Source organism: Desulfovibrio sp. (assembly GCF_014803725.1).
Classification (GTDB): domain Bacteria; phylum Desulfobacterota; class Desulfovibrionia; order Desulfovibrionales; family Desulfovibrionaceae; genus Desulfovibrio.
In genome coordinates this window covers 1-17,156 of the sequence record NZ_JAAVBE010000026.1, presented here as the reverse complement: position 1 = coordinate 17,156, position 17,156 = coordinate 1, and the positions used below count along the sequence as shown (strand labels likewise).

Annotated in this window: 11 protein-coding genes; 7 read left to right on the top strand and 4 right to left on the bottom strand. The window is 67.3% G+C overall.

The annotated features are described in order from the left end of the window. Positions 1-4: 4 nt before the first annotated feature. The gene (locus HDR50_RS09545) at positions 5-1,186 is read right to left on the bottom strand and encodes a pyridoxal phosphate-dependent aminotransferase (protein WP_291357893.1); all 1,182 of its coding nucleotides are present in this window, start codon (positions 1,184-1,186) and stop codon (positions 5-7) included. A gap of 76 nt (positions 1,187-1,262) precedes the next feature. Between HDR50_RS09545 and sfsA the strand changes: the two genes are divergently transcribed. Next, positions 1,263-2,105 (top strand): DNA/RNA nuclease SfsA, encoded by an 843-nt coding sequence (sfsA, locus tag HDR50_RS09540; RefSeq protein ID WP_291357892.1) that lies wholly within the window; start codon positions 1,263-1,265, stop codon positions 2,103-2,105. A 50-nt stretch (positions 2,106-2,155) separates the two neighbouring features. Beyond that, positions 2,156-3,457, top strand: a complete 1,302-nt coding sequence (locus HDR50_RS09535; RefSeq protein WP_291357891.1) for a phenylacetate--CoA ligase — start codon at positions 2,156-2,158, stop codon at positions 3,455-3,457. A gap of 28 nt (positions 3,458-3,485) precedes the next feature. Here the strand turns inward: HDR50_RS09535 and HDR50_RS09530 are convergent, their stop codons facing one another. Genes HDR50_RS09530 through HDR50_RS09520 form a run of 3 tightly spaced genes read right to left on the bottom strand, consistent with a single transcriptional unit; the run spans position 3,486 to position 6,463 of the window. Then, positions 3,486-4,529 (bottom strand): chemotaxis protein, encoded by a 1,044-nt coding sequence (locus tag HDR50_RS09530; protein ID WP_291357890.1) that lies wholly within the window; start codon positions 4,527-4,529, stop codon positions 3,486-3,488. Between the two features lie 40 nt (positions 4,530-4,569). Further along, positions 4,570-5,424, bottom strand: coding sequence for a 4-hydroxy-3-methylbut-2-enyl diphosphate reductase (gene ispH, locus HDR50_RS09525; RefSeq protein ID WP_291357889.1), 855 nt, complete (start codon positions 5,422-5,424; stop codon positions 4,570-4,572). A 31-nt stretch (positions 5,425-5,455) separates the two neighbouring features. After that, positions 5,456-6,463: a tRNA-dihydrouridine synthase family protein gene (locus HDR50_RS09520; protein WP_291357888.1), complete on the bottom strand. Its 1,008-nt coding sequence runs from the start codon at positions 6,461-6,463 to the stop codon at positions 5,456-5,458. A gap of 247 nt (positions 6,464-6,710) precedes the next feature. Here HDR50_RS09520 and HDR50_RS09515 point away from each other — a divergent pair, with 247 nt between their 5' ends. The 5 genes from HDR50_RS09515 to HDR50_RS09495 all read left to right on the top strand — a co-directional run bounded on the left by HDR50_RS09515 (position 6,711) and on the right by HDR50_RS09495 (position 16,724). Then, entirely contained in the window at positions 6,711-7,916 is a 1,206-nt protein-coding gene (locus HDR50_RS09515) for a transglycosylase SLT domain-containing protein (RefSeq protein ID WP_291357887.1), read from the top strand. Positions 7,917-8,006: 90 nt separating this feature from the next. Then, positions 8,007-9,332: an MFS transporter gene (locus tag HDR50_RS09510; protein ID WP_291357886.1), complete on the top strand. Its 1,326-nt coding sequence runs from the start codon at positions 8,007-8,009 to the stop codon at positions 9,330-9,332. Between the two features lie 159 nt (positions 9,333-9,491). Further along, complete coding sequence (gene nifJ, locus HDR50_RS09505) at positions 9,492-13,043, top strand: pyruvate:ferredoxin (flavodoxin) oxidoreductase (protein ID WP_291357885.1); 3,552 nt, start codon at positions 9,492-9,494, stop codon at positions 13,041-13,043. 264 nt (positions 13,044-13,307) lie between these two features. Further along, positions 13,308-15,425, top strand: coding sequence for a phosphate acetyltransferase (gene pta / locus HDR50_RS09500; RefSeq protein ID WP_291357884.1), 2,118 nt, complete (start codon positions 13,308-13,310; stop codon positions 15,423-15,425). An 84-nt stretch (positions 15,426-15,509) separates the two neighbouring features. Beyond that, on the top strand, positions 15,510-16,724 hold the full coding sequence (locus HDR50_RS09495) for an acetate kinase (RefSeq protein WP_291357883.1): 1,215 nt from the start codon (positions 15,510-15,512) through the stop codon (positions 16,722-16,724). Positions 16,725-17,156: the final 432 nt, after the last annotated feature.

Below are 17,156 nucleotides of genomic sequence, written 5' to 3'. Positions count from 1 at the left end.
GCCCCTACCCCGCCAGCTTCGCGAGCGCGTCGCCCACGCGGCTGAGGGCGACGGCGAGCGTGTCGTCGGCCACGGCATAGGAGAGGCGCACGCAATTGTCGTCACCGAAGGCCGCGCCGGGCACGAGCGCCACATGCGCCTCGTCCAGCAGGTAGGAACAGAGGGCCGTGGAGTCGTTGACCGCCCCGCCGTAGAGCGCGCTCACATCCACAAAGAGGTAGAAGGCGCCGTCGGGCCTGGGGCAGACGGCCTTGGGCCAGCCGGCCACGATGTCCATGGCGAGGTCCCGGCGGCGGCGGAAGGCCTCGCGCATCTCAATGACGCAGTCATCCGGCCCTTCCAGCGCGGCCAGCGCGGCCTTTTGCGCCACGGAGCAGACATTGGAGAGGCTGTGCCCCTGAAGCGAGGTCATCTTTTTGATGATTTCCGGGTGCGCTGCCAGGAAGCCCACGCGCCAGCCGGTCATGGCGTAGCTCTTGGCGAGGCCGTTGGCCACGGCCACGAGCTCGGGGCAGTGGGCGAACCAGGTGATGGCGCTCGTCATCTGCGCGGGCGGATAGACAAGCTGGTCATAGATCTCGTCCGAGAGGACGAAGATATTGCGCGCCAGCGCCCAGCGCATGATCTGCATGAATTCCCGGTCGGCATAGACCGCGCCCGTGGGATTGCTCGGCGTGTTCAGGATGAGCATGCGCGTCTTGTCCGTGACCGCGTTCTCGAGCATGAGCGGCGTCACCTTGAAGCCCTGGGCCGCGCCGGCATGCACGGTCACGGGCACGCCGCCCGCCAGCCGCACCATGTCGGGATAGCTCACCCAGTAGGGCGACGGGATGAGCACCTCGTCGCCGGGGTTGATGGTGGTCTGGATGAGGGTGTAGAGGCATTGCTTGCCGCCCGCGCCGATGATGATGGATTCCGGCGCCACGGGTGTCGCGTAGTGGCGCTCGAAATAGCGGCCGGCCGCGCGCCTGAGCTCCGGGATGCCGGCCACGGCCGTGTAGCGGGTGAAATTGGCGTCAATGGCGGCCTTGGCCGCTTCTTTGATGTGCTCGGGCGTGGGGAAGTCCGGCTCGCCCACGGCGAGGCTCGTCACCGCCACGCCCTGCGCCCTGAGCTCCTGCGCCCGGGTGTTGATGGCAAGGGTCAGGGATGGCTGGATCTGGCTCAGGCGTTCGGCGATCTGCATGGCGGGCTCCTGTGGGGATGGGCGGCTACGGCCGCGCGGATGCCGGTATTTTTAGCAGCTTCACCGGGGGGTGTAAATGCGGGAGGACGCACGCGCAAGCCGCGGGCAGACGGCGCCGCTCCTGCCGCTTGCGGCCTCGTGCCGGGTGGGGGCCTTCGTGCGCCGCGTCAAGCGCTTCAGCGTGGAGCTCGCAACCGGCGCCGGCCCGCTCTGGGCGCACAGCAACAATTCCGGCTCCATGCTCGGGCTCACGCGGCCCGGGGCGCCTGTGCTCGTTTCCCCGGCGGCAGCGGCGGGCCGCAAGCTCCCGTATACGCAGGAGGCGGTCTGGCTCGCCGAACGCGCCGCGCCGGGCGCGGTGGACGCTTGCGCCGTGGAAGCCGCCGCGCGCGCCGGGGCGCTCCCCACCGGGCGCGGCTTCTGGGTGGGCGTCAACACCTCAAGCCCCAACAGGATGCTGGAAGCGGCCTTCCGCGCCGGGCGCCTCCCCTTTGCGGCCGGGTATAGCGAGCTCAGGCGCGAGGCCAAACGCGGCCAGAGCCGCCTTGACGGCCTTTTCACCGGCCCGGGCCTTGCGCCGCTGTGGGTGGAGTGCAAAAACGTGACCATGGTGGAGGACGACGCCGCCTGCTTCCCCGATGCGGCGAGCGAGCGCGGCCGCAAGCATTTGCGCGAGCTCATGGACATCGTGGCCCAAGGGGAACGCGCGGCCATGTTTTACCTCGTGCAGCGGCCGGACGGCCGCTGCTTCGCCCCGGCGGACTTCATCGACCCGGACTATGCGGCGCTTTTCGCCAAGGCGCTGGCCGCGGGCGTGGAGATGTATCCCTTCCGCGCGGTGGTGACGCCGGCCGGCATCGACCTCGGCCCCGCGCTTCCTCTGGCGCCGCGCCTTGCCCTTGGCGCCAAAGCGGGATAGCCTGCGCTTTCCCGCGCCTGCTCCGCCCCGCAACACCACGGAAGCCCCCCATGCCCGACGCCAAAAGCTCCCGCTTCATCCCCGACCACTCCCCGGAACGCCTGCGCGAGATCCAGCTCCACGGCCTGCGCTGGACACTGGCCCAGGCGCAAAAATCGCCGCAATACCGCGCGCTCCTTGACGGCTGCGGCGTGGGCCCGCTCGACATCAGGAGCCTCGACGACCTCCGCCGTCTGCCGCTCACCGACGTGGAAGACCTGCGGCGCGGCTATCCCCTGCCGCTCGTCTGCGTGCCCGAGGAACAGATCGCGCGCATCCACGCCTCCAGCGGCACCACGGGCAAGCGCAAGATCCTCGCTTACACGAAGGCCGACACCGAGACCTTCAGCCTCCAGATGGCGCGCTGCTACGAGCTCGCCGGCCTCACCCCGGCCGACCGCATGCAGGTGGCCGTGGGCTACGGCCTCTGGACGGCGGGCGCGGGCTTCCAGCTCGGGAGCGAGCTCTTCGGCATGCTCACCGTGCCGGTGGGGCCGGGGAACCTCGAGATGCACCTCCAGCTCCTCGCCGACATGGGCGCCACCTGCTTCGGGGCAACGGCGTCCATGGCGCTTTTGCTCGCCGAGGAGGCCGAGCGCGCGGGCCTCACGGAAAAGCTCCGCCTGCGCAAGGTCATCTGCGGCGCCGAGACGCGCAGCGAGAAGATGCGCCTTGCCATCGAGGAAAAGCTGGGCCTCGAGGGGAGCTATGACATCGCGGGGATGACGGAAATGTACGGCCCGGGCACGGCCATCGACTGCGACGCGCATGACGGGCTGCACTACTGGGCCGACCTCTTCATCATCGAAGTGCTCGACCCGCAGACCCTCGAGCCCGTGCCCGATGGCGAGGTGGGGGAAATGGTGGTGACGAGCCTTCGCAAGGAGGCCGTGCCGCTCATCCGCTACCGCACGCACGACCTGACGCGGCTCATCCCCGGCGAATGCGCCTGCGGGCTTTCCATGCCGAGGCATGACCGCATCCTCGGCCGCTCGGACGACATGATCATCTACCGCGGGGTGAACATCTACCCCGGGCAGATCATGGATGTCATCGGGGAATTCCCCGAACTCGGCGGCGAGTACCAGATCGAGCTCACGCGCGACGAACGCGGCATCGACCACCTCGCGCTCACCGTGGAGCGGGCGGCCGACGCAACGGCCGGCGGCGACGCGGCGCTGGCCGAGGCCGTGGCCGCGCGCCTGCGGGCGCGCATCCTCGCGCGCATGGACGTGAAAGTGGCTGATTATGCCAGCCTGCCGCGCACCTTCAGCAAGTCGAAGCGCGTGCTGGACAGACGCTACGGGAGCTAGCGGCAGGAGCCCGGGCCCGGGGCCTTGCCTACCGGGCGCCCCCCTCGGCGGGCGCATGGTCGCCGGCAAGGCCGCGCTCGCGGATGAGGGCGGCCGCGCGCTTGGCGAGCGTGCCCACCTCCGGCTTGGAGATCTGGCCGTCCGCGCCCACGCTGACGCCCTTGTGGCGCAGTTTTTCGGTGATGAGCGAGGAGAAGAGCAGCACGGGCAGCTGCTTGAGGATGGAATCGTTCTTGATGCGGCTCGTCAGGTTGAGGCCGTCCATCATGGGCATCTCGATGTCCGAGACCACCACCTGCACGAAGTCGCTCAGGGGCCGGCCCTCCTCCTCCACGCGGCGGCGGAAACTGGTGAGGCAGTCCCAGGCCTCGCGGCCGTTGGTGGTGACGATGACCTTAAAGCCCGCGCGCTCGAGCAGGTCGCGCTGCATCTCGCGCACCAGCGCGGAGTCGTCGGCCACCAGGGCGCGGTAGCCCGTGGTGCCGTCCCAGTCGTCGCCGAGGTCGTCGAGCCGGAGGCTGAGCTTGGGGTTGAGGTTGGCGACGACCTTCTCAAGGTCGAGCAAAAAGATGATACGCCCCTCGAGCTTGACCACGCCCACGATGGTGTTGCTCGACACCGCGGCCATGTAGGGGTTGGGCTGGTCCACCTGCTCCCAGCTGATGCGGTGGATGCGGTTCACGCCCGAGACCATGAAGGCCGTGGTCACGTTGTTGAACTCGGTGACGATGGTCTTGGGCTCTTCGGTGCGCGCGGCCGGCGTCTTGCCGAGCCAGAGGGTGAGGTCGACCAGCGGGATGATGCGCGAGCGCAGGTTGAAGGCGCCGAGCACGCTCTCGTGCTGCACCTCGGGGAGTTCCGTGACCTTGGGCATGCGGATGATCTCCAGCACCTTGGCCACGTTCACGCCGTAATAGCCGCGATAGCTGGCGGCCTGGTCCGCGCCCACGGCCTGCGCCGTGAGGCCCTCCAGCAGGGCGTCGCCCGGCTCAAGCGTCTCGTCCAGGTAAAATTCCACCATTTCCAGCTCATTGGTGCCGGATTCCAGCAGAATATTGGTGATCTCGGCCATGCTGCCTCCGTCCCGTGCTCCCGGGGCGCCCGCTAAAAGGCTAGAGCGACGCCAGCCATTCCTCGGCCGCGTCAATAAGGCTTTTCGGCGTGGATGCGCCAGCCGTTAGACCTGCGCGGGATTTTGTCGCAAATCTTTTGGCAGAAAGCTCCCCGGCGTGCTCCACATGGAAGGTTTCCACCCCGGCCTGCGCCGCCAGCGCGGCAAGCCGCCGGGTATTACCGCTCTCGCGGCCGCCCACCACCACCATTACGTCCACCTGGCCCGCGATCTCGCGCGCCTCTTCCTGGCGCTCGCGCGTGGCGCCGCAGATGGTGTTCAGCACCGTGAGCCCGGGCAGGCGGGCGTGAAGCCAGGCCTCGATGGCCGCGAAGGCGTCGCGGTCCTGCGTGGTCTGCGAGGCGAGCACATGCGGCTCGCCGGCCGCCAGGGGCAGCGCCATGAGTTCGTCGAGGCTGCCGAAGACCCGCGCCTCGCCGGCGGCGTAGGAGAGCAGCCCGCGCACCTCGGGGTGCTCGGCTTCGCCGAAGAGCAGGAGCTGCGCCCCGTCCCGCGTGGCGCGCGCGATGGCAAGCTGCGCGCCCTTGACGCGCGGGCAGGTGGCGTCCTCCACGCTGGCGCCGCTCGCGCGCACGCGCGCTTCCTCCTCCCGGGGAAGGCCGTGGGCGCGGATGAGCACATGGTCGCCGGGCCCGAGCTCGTCCGCGCCCGCCACGCAGGCCACGCCGCGGCCCGCGAAATGCTCGAGCACCTGCGGATTATGGATGATGGGCCCCAAGGTGCAGATGCGCCGGGGCGCGTCCTCGCCCTGCCTTGTCAGCGCGTTTTCGAGGTTTTGCAGGGCAAGGCTCACGCCCATGCAGAAGCCGGCGGTTTTTGCGCGAAGAACGTCCATGCGGGGCTCCGGGCTCGGGTGGCGGGGATGGTCAGGAAAGGCCCTCGCCGTCGAGAAATTCGTCCAGCGCCGTTTCCAGATCCTGCCAATCAGTACAGCGGCACAGGCGTTGGCGCAAGACCCGCACCCCGGGCAAAAACCGCACATAGCGCGGCACAAGGGAGCGCATCTTCCAGAGCGCGCCGTCACCCCACCCGTGCTCGCGCGCGAGCCGCACATGCAGGCTGATCATGGCGCGCAGGGACGCCGCCTCGGGCTGTGCCGGCTCCTCCCCGCGCAGGAGGGCGCGATGCGCCGCGAAGACGGCCGGGTCATGCAGGGCGCCGCGGGCGTACATGAGGCCCGTGGCCCCGGTCTCGGCGAGGCAGCGGACGCCGTCCTCGGCGCTGAAGAGGTCGCCGCTCGCCAGCAGTGGGATGGAGAGGCGCTGCGCGAGGCGGGCGATGGCCTCCCAGTCGGCGCTGCCGCCAAAGCCCTGCCGGGCCGTGCGCGGGTGCAGGGTGAGCCACGCGGCGCCAGCGTCCTCAAGGCGCAGGGCGAGGTCGGGGAGCACGAGGCGGTCGCGGTCGAGCCCGAGGCGCAGCTTGAAGCCCACGCGGCCCGGGGCGGCCCCGATCATGGCCTGGGCGCAGGCGAGCGCCCGTTCCGGGTCGCCCAGAAGGGCCGCGCCCGAGCCCTGGCGCATGACCTTGGGCACCGAGCAGCCCATGTTGCAGTCGAACCAGGCATAACCGGCCCTGCGCAGGGTAAGCACGGCCTCGGCCAGCACTTCCGGCTCGGCCCCGAAGAGCTGAACCACGAGGGGCTGGTCCTCGGGCAGGCTCATGAGCAGTTCGCCGGTGCCCGGGCTTTTGTAGATAAGGCCCTTGGCGCTGACCATCTCGGTCACGCAGACGGCCGCGCCGTAATGGCGGCAGAGGAGCCGGAAGGGAAGGTCGCTGTAGCCGGCGAGCGGCGCGAGCCACGGGGCGTCGGCCGCGAAAGGGAGCGGCGAGGCGGCGCCGGCCGGGGCGGCGGGCAAAAAAAAGCGTTTACGCATGGCCGGCCCGAGCATAGCAGCGGCGGGGGCAGGACGCCACGGCTTTTTTGCCCCCCGGCTTCCCGGGCGTCCGTTTTTTGACCGGCAGGGGAACTTCGTCAGCACTAGACAACAACCTATTTGCATTATTGATATTTTTCAGGATGGCAGGAATTTTGCTGCACCCCGGTGCATCCGGCTCCGGGGCCCCGGAGGCCCGATATCGGCGGTGACGTTTCACCGCAACCTGTGATAAAAGGAAGGCACCATGCAACGCCGCAAGACCCTTTTCCTCAGTTCGCTCTGCCTCGCGGGCGCGGGAAGCGCCCTGCTCCTCGGCCTTTTGTCGGGCTTCGCGCCGCGGGGCGAGGGCTTTGAGATCCGGCGCCGGGCCAGCGCCCAGGTGGTGAGCCTGCAGGCGCAGGATCTGCCCGCGCCCATCTTCCAGGCGGGCGACGGCACGCATGTGTGGGCCGTGCGCCGGCCGGTGCGGGCCGAGGAGTCCGGGCCCGGCGAGGCCACGCTCGCCGCCGCGCGGGCGGTGTGCGGCATGCTCGCGCAGCGCCGCAACGGGGAATTCATCAGCTTCGAGCCCGAGGGCATCCGCCTGAGCATGGCAGGGGCCGCGCCGCTTTTCGGCTTCGAGGGTGAGGCGCCCCGGCCCGCAGCCGAGGCCGGCCTCGCGCCGCTGGTGGCCCTTGACGGCGCCTCGGCGCCGCAGCTCCTCGCCGTGGAGCCCTTCCGCGCCAGCGACGCCCTCGACATGGACGGCCGCCCCCTGCGCTGGCAGGACACCGGCGGCCTCATGGCCGCCTACCGGCCGCTCCCGCCGGCATCCGCGCGCGTGACGGCGCCCGCCGCACCCTCCGTGCTGCCCGCACCCGCGGCGCCCACGCCCCGCGCCTTCGCCTCCGGCGAGGCCCCGGCCAAGGCGCACCGCTATCAGGAACTGGTGGAGAACTTCGCGCGCCGCTACAACCTCAACACCGCGCTCATCTACGCCATCATCCACAGCGAGAGCGACTTTTCGCCCACGCTCGTGAGCGGCAAGTCGGCCATGGGGCTCATGCAGCTTCTGCCGAGCACGGCCAGCGGCGAGGTGCACCGCTTCCTCTACGGCCGGCGCGGCGACATCGGCTTCGACGACCTGCGCGTGCCCGAGATCAACATCCGCTACGGAACGGCCTATCTCCACATCCTGCTCACCCGCTATTTCCAGAACGTGACCGACCCGCTCTCGCGCGAATACTGCACTGTCGCCGCCTACAACATGGGGCCCAACCGCTTCCTGCGCCTCTATGGCGCGACGAGCGAGGAGGCCGTGGCGCGCATCAACGCCATGAGCTCGGACGAGCTTTACGAAGACCTCACGCGGCGGCTGCCCGTGCGCGAGACCCGCGCCTATGTGGCCAAGGTGCGCCGCATGAAGCACCACTACGCCGCGCAGCTCGATTTGCCGGCGAAGCTCAACTGAATCCCCGGGCGCCTCCAAAAGGGCGCCCTTTTCTTTTTCCTCCCGCCGGGTTAGCCTGCCCCATCGCGCATGCACGAGGGGGATGGCGCCATGAAGAGTTCCGGGCTTCTCGCGCTCGCCTGCGGCACCTTTGCCCTGGGCGTCGCCGAATTTTCCATGATGGGCATCCTCTCGCCGCTGGCCCATGACATGGATGTCACCATCCCCCAGGCCGGGGACTTCATTTCCGCCTACGCCCTCGGCGTGAGCCTCGGCGCGCCGTTGCCGCTCTTTTTCCGCAGGCATCCGCTCAAGCACATCCTGCTCGGCCTGTGCTGCCTCATCGTGCTCGGCAACGGCCTCGCCGCCCTGGCACCCGGCTATGTGAGCCTCATCTGCGCGCGCTTTCTCGCCGGGCTGCCCCACGGCGCCTATTTCGGCGTCGGCGCCATCGTGGCCGTGCAGCTCGTGCCGCCGGGCTACAAGGCCACGGCCGTGGCCATCATGGTGACGGGCATGACCGTGGCCAACGTGCTCGGCGTGCCCACCGTCACCTGGCTCACCAATGTCTTTTCCTGGCGGCTCACCTTCGTGCTCGCGGCCCTGTGGGGGGCCATCGCCTTTGCGGGCATCCTCGGCTGCGTGCCCGTGGCCCCGGCGCCCAGGGAGCAGAGCCTGAGGCGGCAGGTGCGCTTTCTCAAGTGGCCCGCGCCGTGGCTCATCTTCGCGGCCACCTTTCTCGGGCAGGGCAGCGTCTATTGCTGGTACAGCTACATGGAGCCCATCCTGCAACAGGTGACCCGCATCCCGGCCGACGACATGAAGTGGGTGATGGTGCTCGCGGGCCTCGGCATGTTCACGGGCGGCCTCCTCTGCGGGCGCCTCGCCGACCGCTTCCGGCCGGCGCTGGTCTCGGCCTGCACGGCCATGAGCATCGTGCCCATTNTGCTCGGCATCTACTTNTNCAGCGCCTNNNCNCCNGTNNCNNTGNCNCTGGTCTTTCTCGGGCACNGCNGCGCTNTTCGGNCTNGGCGGCCCCATGCAGTACCTCATCGTCCGCTATTCGCGCGGCGGCGAGATANTGGGCGGCGCGGGCATCCAGATCGCCTTCAACATGTCNAACGCCTGCTCNGCCTATCTCGGNGGCNNGNTCATCCGCCACGGNTNNGGNCTCGCTCNCCCCGGCGCTGCTCGGCGTGCCCATGGCGCTTGTGTGCGCCGGNGTGCTCGTCTGGTTCTGGCGGCGCTATCCGGGCAAGCCCGGGGATTGAAGACGCCCGGGCANGNCCGGCGAAAAAAATTTGCGCCCCGGGCCTTTTGACGCGCAAATTTGACTGTTCAATCAATCAATTTTGTGCTAGTGCCCTCCTCATTCCCNTGGCCCATTCCCCGGNGCGCTNCCCAGNGGCCGGCGCGTCCGCGCCGGACGGCCTTTAGCTGGACGCTAGGGGGCAAATGGGCTATGCTTTGGCAAAATTTCGGGCACAACCGGCCGTCACGGCGGCAGGCGAAGGAAATTGCCGCGCGCTCCGCAGTGGGGCGCCCGGGGAAGGTTTCGGCAAACCAGCGGCGCGNGAGCGCCAAGGAGGACTCAAGATGGCGAAAATGAAAACCATGGACGGCAATAACGCCACCGCGCATATTGCCTACGCGCTGTCGGAAACGGCGGCCATCTATCCCATCACGCCTTCCTCGGTCATGGGCGAGGTCATGGACGAGCTGGCCGCCCACGGGCAGGTCAACGTCCTCGGCGAGAAGGTCACGGTGCGCGAGATGCAGTCCGAGGCNGGCGCGGCCGGCGCNGTGCACGGCATGCTCGCCGGCGGCAGCCTGACCTCCACCTACACGGCCTCGCAGGGCCTTTTGCTCATGATCCCGAACATGTACAAGATCGCNGGCGAGCTTCTCCCCGGCGTCTTCCATGTGTCGGCGCGCGCGCTGGCGAGCCACGCGCTCTCCATCTTCGGCGACCACCAGGACGTCATGGCCTGCCGCCAGACCGGCTTCAACTTCCTCTGCTCCGCCTCGGTGCAGGANTGCATGGACCTCGCCCTCGTGGCCCATCTTTCGGCCATCGACNCGAGCCTGCCCTTCTGCCACTTCTTTGACGGCTTCCGCACCTCGCACGAAGTGCAGAAGATCGAGGTCATCGACTACAAGGACATCCCNGGCCTCGTGAACTGGGACAAGGTGGCCGAGTTCCGCGCCGCGGCCATGAACCCCGAGCACCCGAGCATCCGCGGCACGGCCCAGAACCCGGACATCTATTTCCAGAACTGCGAGGCCTGCAACCTCTATTATGACGCCGTGCCCGCCATCGTGGCCGAGAACATGAAGAAGGTGGAGTCCATCACCGGGCGCCGCTACCACCTCTTCGACTATGTGGGCCATCCCGAGGCCGACCGCGTGATCATCAGCATGGGCTCGTCCTGTGAGGTCATCGAGGAGACCGTCANCTACCTCAACGAGAAGCTCGGCGAGCGCGTGGGCCTCGTNAAGGTGCGCCTGTTCCGGCCCTTCTCGGCCGAGCANCTGCTCCGCGCCATCCCGGCCAGCGTCACCTGCCTCACCGTGCTCGACCGCACCAAGGAGCGCGGCGCNCAGGGCGAGCCGCTCTATCAGGACGTGTGCACCGCCTTCCTCGAAAAGGGCGAGGCCCCGACCATCGTGGGCGGCCGCTACGGCNTGGGCTCCAAGGACTTCACGCCCGGCATGGCCAAGGCCGTGTTCGACAACATGAAGTCGCTCCAGCCCAAGAACCACTTCACCGTGGGCATCACCGACGACGTGACCAACCTCTCCCTNGAGGTGGACGGGGANNTCGACACCGTGCCCGCCGGNACNGTGCAGTGCAAGTTCTTCGGCTTCGGCTCCGACGGCACNGTGGGCGCCAACAAGCAGGCCGTGAAGATCATCGGCGACAACACGGACCTCTATGCCCAGGCCTATTTCGCCTATGACTCCAAGAAGTCCGGCGGCCTCACGGTCTCGCACCTGCGCTTCGGCAAGAAGCCCATCACCGCCGCCTACCTCATCACCCAGGCCGACTACATCGCCTGCCACAAGCAGGCCTATGTCACCGAGTANGACCTGCTCGAGGGCATCAAGGACGGCGCNACCTTTGTCCTCAACTCCAACTGGACCCTCGAGGACATGGAAAAGCACCTGCCCGCGGCCATGAAGCGCAAGATCGCGCGCAAGAAGCTCAAGTTCTACAACATCGACGCGGTGAAGGTGGCGCAGGAAGTGGGCCTCGGCGGCAGGATCAACATGATCATGCAGACGGTCTTCTTCAAGCTCGCCAACGTCATCCCCTTCGAGCAGGCCGTGGACCTGCTCAAGGCCTCCATCAAGAAGACCTACGGCCTCAAGGGCGACAAGGTCGTNAACATGAACATCGCGGCCGTGGAGAAGAGCGCCGCGGCCCTCGAGGAGATCAAGTATCCCGCCTCCTGGGCCGACACCACCGAGGGCGCGGTGGTCACGCATCCGCATGACGACGAATACGTCCGCGACATCGTGCGGCCCATCCTGGCCCAGCAGGGCGACAAGCTGCCCGTCTCCGCCATGGACCCGGCGGGCTTCATGCCCGTGGGCACGGCGGCCTGCGAAAAGCGCGGCGTGGCCATCAAGATCCCCGAATGGCAGGTGGGCAACTGCATCCAGTGCTTCCAGTGCTCCTTCGTGTGCCCGCATGCGGCCATCCGCCCGGTGCTCGCCACCGAGGAGGAGCTCNNNGGCGCGCCCGNGGGCTTTGTGACCAAGGACGCCATCGGCAAGGACCTCAAGGGCCTCAAGCTGCGCATCCAGGTCTATCCCGAGGACTGCCTCGGCTGCGGCTCCTGCGCCAATGTGTGCCCGGCCAAGGAGAAGGCCCTCGTCATGGAGCCGCTGGCCACCCAGCTCGCCGTGCAGAAGGCCAACCTGGAGTTTGCGGAAGAGCACATCTCCATCAAGGACGACATCCTGCCGCGCGACACGGTCAAGGGCTCGCAGCTCCAGCAGCCCCTGCACGAGTTCTCGGGCGCCTGCGGCGGCTGCGGCGAGACGCCCTATGTCAAGGTGCTCACCCAGCTCTTTGGCGAGCGGATGCTCGTCGCCAACGCCACGGGCTGCTCCTCCATCTGGGGCGCCTCCTCGCCGACCACGCCGTACTGCGCCAACCGCAAGGACGGCTTCGGCCCGGCCTGGGGCAACTCNCTCTTTGAGGACGCGGCCGAATACGGCTACGGCATCGAGGAGGCCTACCTCTCGCGCCGCAACCGCCTCGCCTCCATCGTCAAGGCCGCCCTTGAGGACAAGGCCGCNTCGCCCGAGCTCAAGGAAGCCCTGCAGGGCTGGCTCGACAACANGGACGACGCCGAGGGCTCCCGCAAGTACGGCGAGATGATCATGGGCCGCCTCGACGGCTTCGCGAGCCCNCTGGCCGCGGACCTCTGGGACATGGACGACCTCTACACCAAGAAGAGCGTCTGGATCTTCGGCGGCGACGGCTGGGGCTATGACATCGGCTACGGCGGCCTCGACCATGTGCTCGCCAGCGGCGCGGACATCAACGTGCTGCTCATGGACACCGAGGTGTATTCCAACACCGGCGGCCAGTCCTCCAAGGCCACGCCTCTCGGCGCGGTGGCGCAGTTCGCGGCCGCGGGCAAGCGCACCGGCAAGAAGGACCTCGGCCGCATGGCCATGACCTACGGCTATGTATATGTGGCCTCCATCGCCATGGGCGCCGACATGCAGCAGACCCTCAAGGCCTTCCGCGAGGCCGAAGCCTACAAGGGCCCCTCGCTCATCATCGCCTATGCCCCCTGCATCAACCAGGGCCTCAAGAAGGGCATGGGCATGAGCATGCTCGAAGCCAAGACGGCCGTGCAGATCGGCTACTGGCCGCTCTACCGCTACAATCCCGACCTGGCCGCGGAAAAGAAAAATCCCTTCCAGCTGGACAGCAAGGCGCCCACGGGCGACTTCACGGCCTTCCTGGAAGGCGAAAACCGCTACGCCTCGCTGGACAAGACCCGGCCCGAGATCTCCAAGGAGCTCAAGCAGGATCTCGCCGAGGCCTATGCCCAGCGCTACGCGCTCTACAAGCAGCTGGCCGACCTGCCCTTCCCCGGCACCTGGCCCGGCAAGGAAGAGGCATAAGGCGCAAACTCCTGTCCCCGTTACCGGGGCGCCGCGGCCACAGTGCGGCGCCCCGGGCGGGCAATGCCCCGGAGGAGCGCGGCGAGTACCGCGCCCCTCCGGGGACGCCGGCACAGCACTCCGAAAACCGGGCACGGGCGCGCGAAGCCCCGCGCAGCCGGTTTTCGCGCTTTTGCCCCGGCAGGGTGAGACCCTGGCGGGCCGGGCGGCAGGCGGTTCCGGGCTCTTCACGCTCCCGGCGCGCCCCGTCCGCAAGGAGGTTCCATGAAACACAACGCCCTGTATGTCACCGCCACCGGACCCACCACGGGCAAGAGCGCCATCGCCCTGGGCGCCATGCAGATGCTCACGCGCACCATGCGCAACGTGGCCATCTTCCGCCCCATCATCAACGAGCCGCAACTGGACGACCGCGACCCGGACATCAACCTCATGCTCCAGCACTTCAAGCTGGACATGGACTATCAGGACACCTTCGCCTACACCCACGCCGAGGCCCGCGACATCATCAACCAGGGCTCGCGCAACCTGCTTCTGGAGAACATCATCCAGAAGTTCAAGAAAATTCTGGAATTGCACGATTTCGTGCTCTGCATCGGCACGGACTTCCTCGGGAAAGACCCGGTCTTCGAGTTCGAGCTCAACGCCGAGATCGCGGCCAACCTGGGCGCGCCGGTGATGCTCGTGACAAGCGGCGACAATGTGACGGCCAGGGACATCAGCGACTCCCTGCACCTCACCCTCGAGGCGCTGGAGCCCTACGCCATCGACATCATCGCCACGATCATCAACCGCTCGAGCCTTTCCCAGACCGAGCTGGACGAGCTGCGCAAGAGCCTCGGCAAGGACGACAAGCCCGCCCTGGTCTATGCCGTGCCCAACGACCCCTCGCTCGGCCGCGCCACCATGAACGACGTGAAGAAGGGCCTGGACGCTGAGGTGCTCTTCGGCGGCAACCGCCTGGACGCCCTCGTGGGCGACTACCTCGTGGCGGCCATGCACATCGACAATTTCCTCAACTATATCGAGAAAGACCAGCTCATCATCACCCCCGGCGACCGCACGGACATCCTGCTCGCGGCCATCGCCTCGCGCCTCTCCTCCGCCACGCCGGACATCGCGGGCGTGCTGCTCACGGGCGGGCTCGAGCCCCCTGCCTCGGTGCGCAAGCTCATCGAGGGCTGGAGCGGCGCGCCGCTGCCCATCCTGCTCACCAAGGCGCACACCTACCGCACCATTACGGCCCTGCAGGAGATCTACGGCCTCATCGAGCCGGACGACACGCGCAAGATCAACACCGTGCTCGGCCTCTACGAGCACCATGTCAACGGCAAGGAAATCGCCAACCGTCTGCTCTCCGGCCAGCGCAGCGGCCGCATGACGCCCATGATGTTCGAGTTCGAGCTCATCGAGCGCGCCAAGAGCGACAAGATGCGCATCGTGCTCGCCGAGGGGCTGGACGAGCGCATCCTGCGCGCCACGGACATTCTGCTGCGCCGCGAAGTGGCCGACATCACCCTTCTGGGCGACATCGACGCCATCCACGCCAAGGCGCGGGCCCTGGGCCTCGACGTGGCCGGGGCGCGCCTCATCGACCCGGTGAAGGCCGCCGATTTCGACAAGTACGCCGAAACCTACTACGAGCTGCGCAAGGCCAAGGGCATCACGCCCGAGCAGGCGCGCGACATAATGAGCGACGCCACCTATTACGCCACCATGATGGTCAAGCTCGACGACGCGGACGGCATGGTCTCCGGCGCGGTGAACACCACGGCGCACACCATCCGGCCGGCCTTCGAGTTCATCAAGACCAGGCCCGGCTTCTCGGTGGTCTCGTCCGTGTTCCTCATGTGCCTCAAGGACCGCGTGCTCGTGTTCGGCGACTGCGCGGTGAACCCCAACCCCACGGCGCAGCAGCTCGCCGAGATCGCCATCGCCTCGGCGCATACGGCCAAGGTGTTCGGCATCGACCCGCGCGTGGCCATGCTCTCCTATTCCACGGGCACCTCCGGCAAGGGCGCGGACGTGGACGTGGTGGTGGAAGCCACCAAGATCGCCAAGGAAATGGCCCCGGATCTCGCGCTGGAAGGCCCACTCCAGTATGACGCGGCCATCGACCCCATCGTGGCCAGGACCAAGATGCCCGACAGCCAGGTGGCCGGCCGGGCCACGGTGTTCATCTTCCCGGATCTCAACACCGGCAACAACACCTACAAGGCCGTGCAGCGGGCCGCGCAGGCCATCGCCATCGGCCCGGTGCTCCAGGGCCTCAACAAGCCGGTCAACGACCTCTCGCGCGGCTGCACCGTGCCCGACATCGTGAACACGGTCGCCATCACGGCCGTGCAGGCCGCCGCGGACAAGAAGAACGCCAAGAAATAGCAAACACGCGCATACACCTCCCCGGCCGGGCATGGGGTTCGGCCGGGGCCGCGCTTCTCGCGCACACGTCAAAGGGAGTGAGGGATGAAAGTTCTGGTCATCAATGCTGGTTCTTCCTCGTGCAAGTACCAGCTCCTGGAAATGGACACCAAGACCGTGCTCTGCTCCGGCATCGCCGAGCGCATCGGCCAGCAGAACGGCCGCCTGACGCACAAGATCGCGCCGGGCACCGACCACGAGAAAAAGATCATCCGCGACGAGGACTTTCCCACCCATGTGGAGGCCATGGAGCTCGTCATCGCGCTCCTCACCGACCCGGAAGTGGGCGTCATCAAGGACAAGAGCGAGATCCACGCCATCGGCCACCGCGTGCTCCACGGCGGCGAGGCCATCACCCAGCCGGTGCTCGTGGACCGGCATGTCAAGGATGTCATCAAGGAGTGCTTCCTGCTCGGGCCCCTGCACAACCCGGCCAACCTCATGGGCATCGAGGTGGCGGAAAAGCTCTTCCCGGGCGTGCCCAATGTGGCGGTGTTCGACACGGCCTTCGGCATGGGCATGCCGCCGGACGCCTACATGTACGCGCTGCCCTATGAATATTATGAAGAGCTCCAGCTCCGCCGCTACGGCTTCCACGGCACCTCGCACAAGTACATCGCGCGCAAGACGGCAGAATACCTCGGCAAACCGCTGGACGAGCTCAATTCCGTCACCATGCACCTCGGCAATGGCTCGTCCATGACCTGCGTGAAGCACGGCAAGTGTTATGACACGAGCATGGGACTGACGCCCCTGGAAGGCCTCATCATGGGCACGCGCTGCGGCAGTATCGACCCGGCCATCGTGCCCTTCCTGCAGGAGAAAAAGGGCTTCACCGCGCCGGAAGTGGACACCATCATGAACAAGAAGTCGGGCTTGCTCGGCATCTGCGGCTTCACGGACATGCGCGACGTGCACGCGGAAATCGAGAAGGGCAACGAGCGCGCGAAACTTGCGCTGGAAATGCTCGTGCGCAGCATCCGCAAGATGCTCGGCGCCTATATCTTCCTGCTTGACGGCAAGCCGGACGCCATTGTGTTCACGGCCGGCATCGGCGAGAATGACCCCATCGTGCGCGAAAAGGTGTGCGAAAACCTCGAGAGCGTGGGCATCAAGCTGGACGCGAAAGAGAACGACACCCGCAAGCCCGGCGCCCGCACCATCTCCGCGCCGGAGAGCCGCATCCGCGTCTTGGTCATCCCCACGGATGAGGAGCTGGAGATCGCCGAGGCTACCGTCAAGGTGGTGGAGAAGAAGTAGGGCTGTGCCCGCACGGTAAAAGCTTCAACAGCAATGAAAGAGCGGCGGTTCCCGGTGGTGAGCCGCCGCTTTTTTTCCGCAAACGATTCAGTGCCGCAATGCGCTCTTGCGCGCGCTCTTGGGTGATGTCGTCGAAAGCGCCGTCATCCGCATTTCGTGATCAATGGTCTCTCCGCAACGGTGCTAGGCCGGGCACGCGTCGGGAAACAGCCCATTCAACCCGAGTCCTTCGCGCAAGGTGTCAACGATGGCATTTGTCCGTTCGCGATTATCGTCATCAAGGTATCTGTGCGGCACAGTCTCTGCCAGAAGCTGACCCCTCCCCCAAAAACAGGTCCATTGAAAAGTTAGTGTTCCTGGCATAGGAGCACTGCATGAAACGGAGTCGATTCAGCGAAGAGCAGATCATCGGGATTTTGCGCCAGGCCGAGG

What these genes read in the sequence shown, in the direction of transcription:
- HDR50_RS09545 (WP_291357893.1), bottom strand. Translation starts at nt 1,186, where the DNA reads ATGCAGATCGCCGAACGCCTGAGCCAGATCCAGCCATCCCTGACCCTT.
- sfsA (WP_291357892.1), top strand. Translation starts at nt 1,263, where the DNA reads ATGCGGGAGGACGCACGCGCAAGCCGCGGGCAGACGGCGCCGCTCCTG.
- HDR50_RS09535 (WP_291357891.1), top strand. Translation starts at nt 2,156, where the DNA reads ATGCCCGACGCCAAAAGCTCCCGCTTCATCCCCGACCACTCCCCGGAA.
- HDR50_RS09530 (WP_291357890.1), bottom strand. Translation starts at nt 4,529, where the DNA reads ATGGCCGAGATCACCAATATTCTGCTGGAATCCGGCACCAATGAGCTG.
- ispH (WP_291357889.1), bottom strand. Translation starts at nt 5,424, where the DNA reads ATGGACGTTCTTCGCGCAAAAACCGCCGGCTTCTGCATGGGCGTGAGC.
- HDR50_RS09520 (WP_291357888.1), bottom strand. Translation starts at nt 6,463, where the DNA reads ATGCGTAAACGCTTTTTTTTGCCCGCCGCCCCGGCCGGCGCCGCCTCG.
- HDR50_RS09515 (WP_291357887.1), top strand. Translation starts at nt 6,711, where the DNA reads ATGCAACGCCGCAAGACCCTTTTCCTCAGTTCGCTCTGCCTCGCGGGC.
- pta (WP_291357884.1), top strand. Translation starts at nt 13,308, where the DNA reads ATGAAACACAACGCCCTGTATGTCACCGCCACCGGACCCACCACGGGC.
- HDR50_RS09495 (WP_291357883.1), top strand. Translation starts at nt 15,510, where the DNA reads ATGAAAGTTCTGGTCATCAATGCTGGTTCTTCCTCGTGCAAGTACCAG.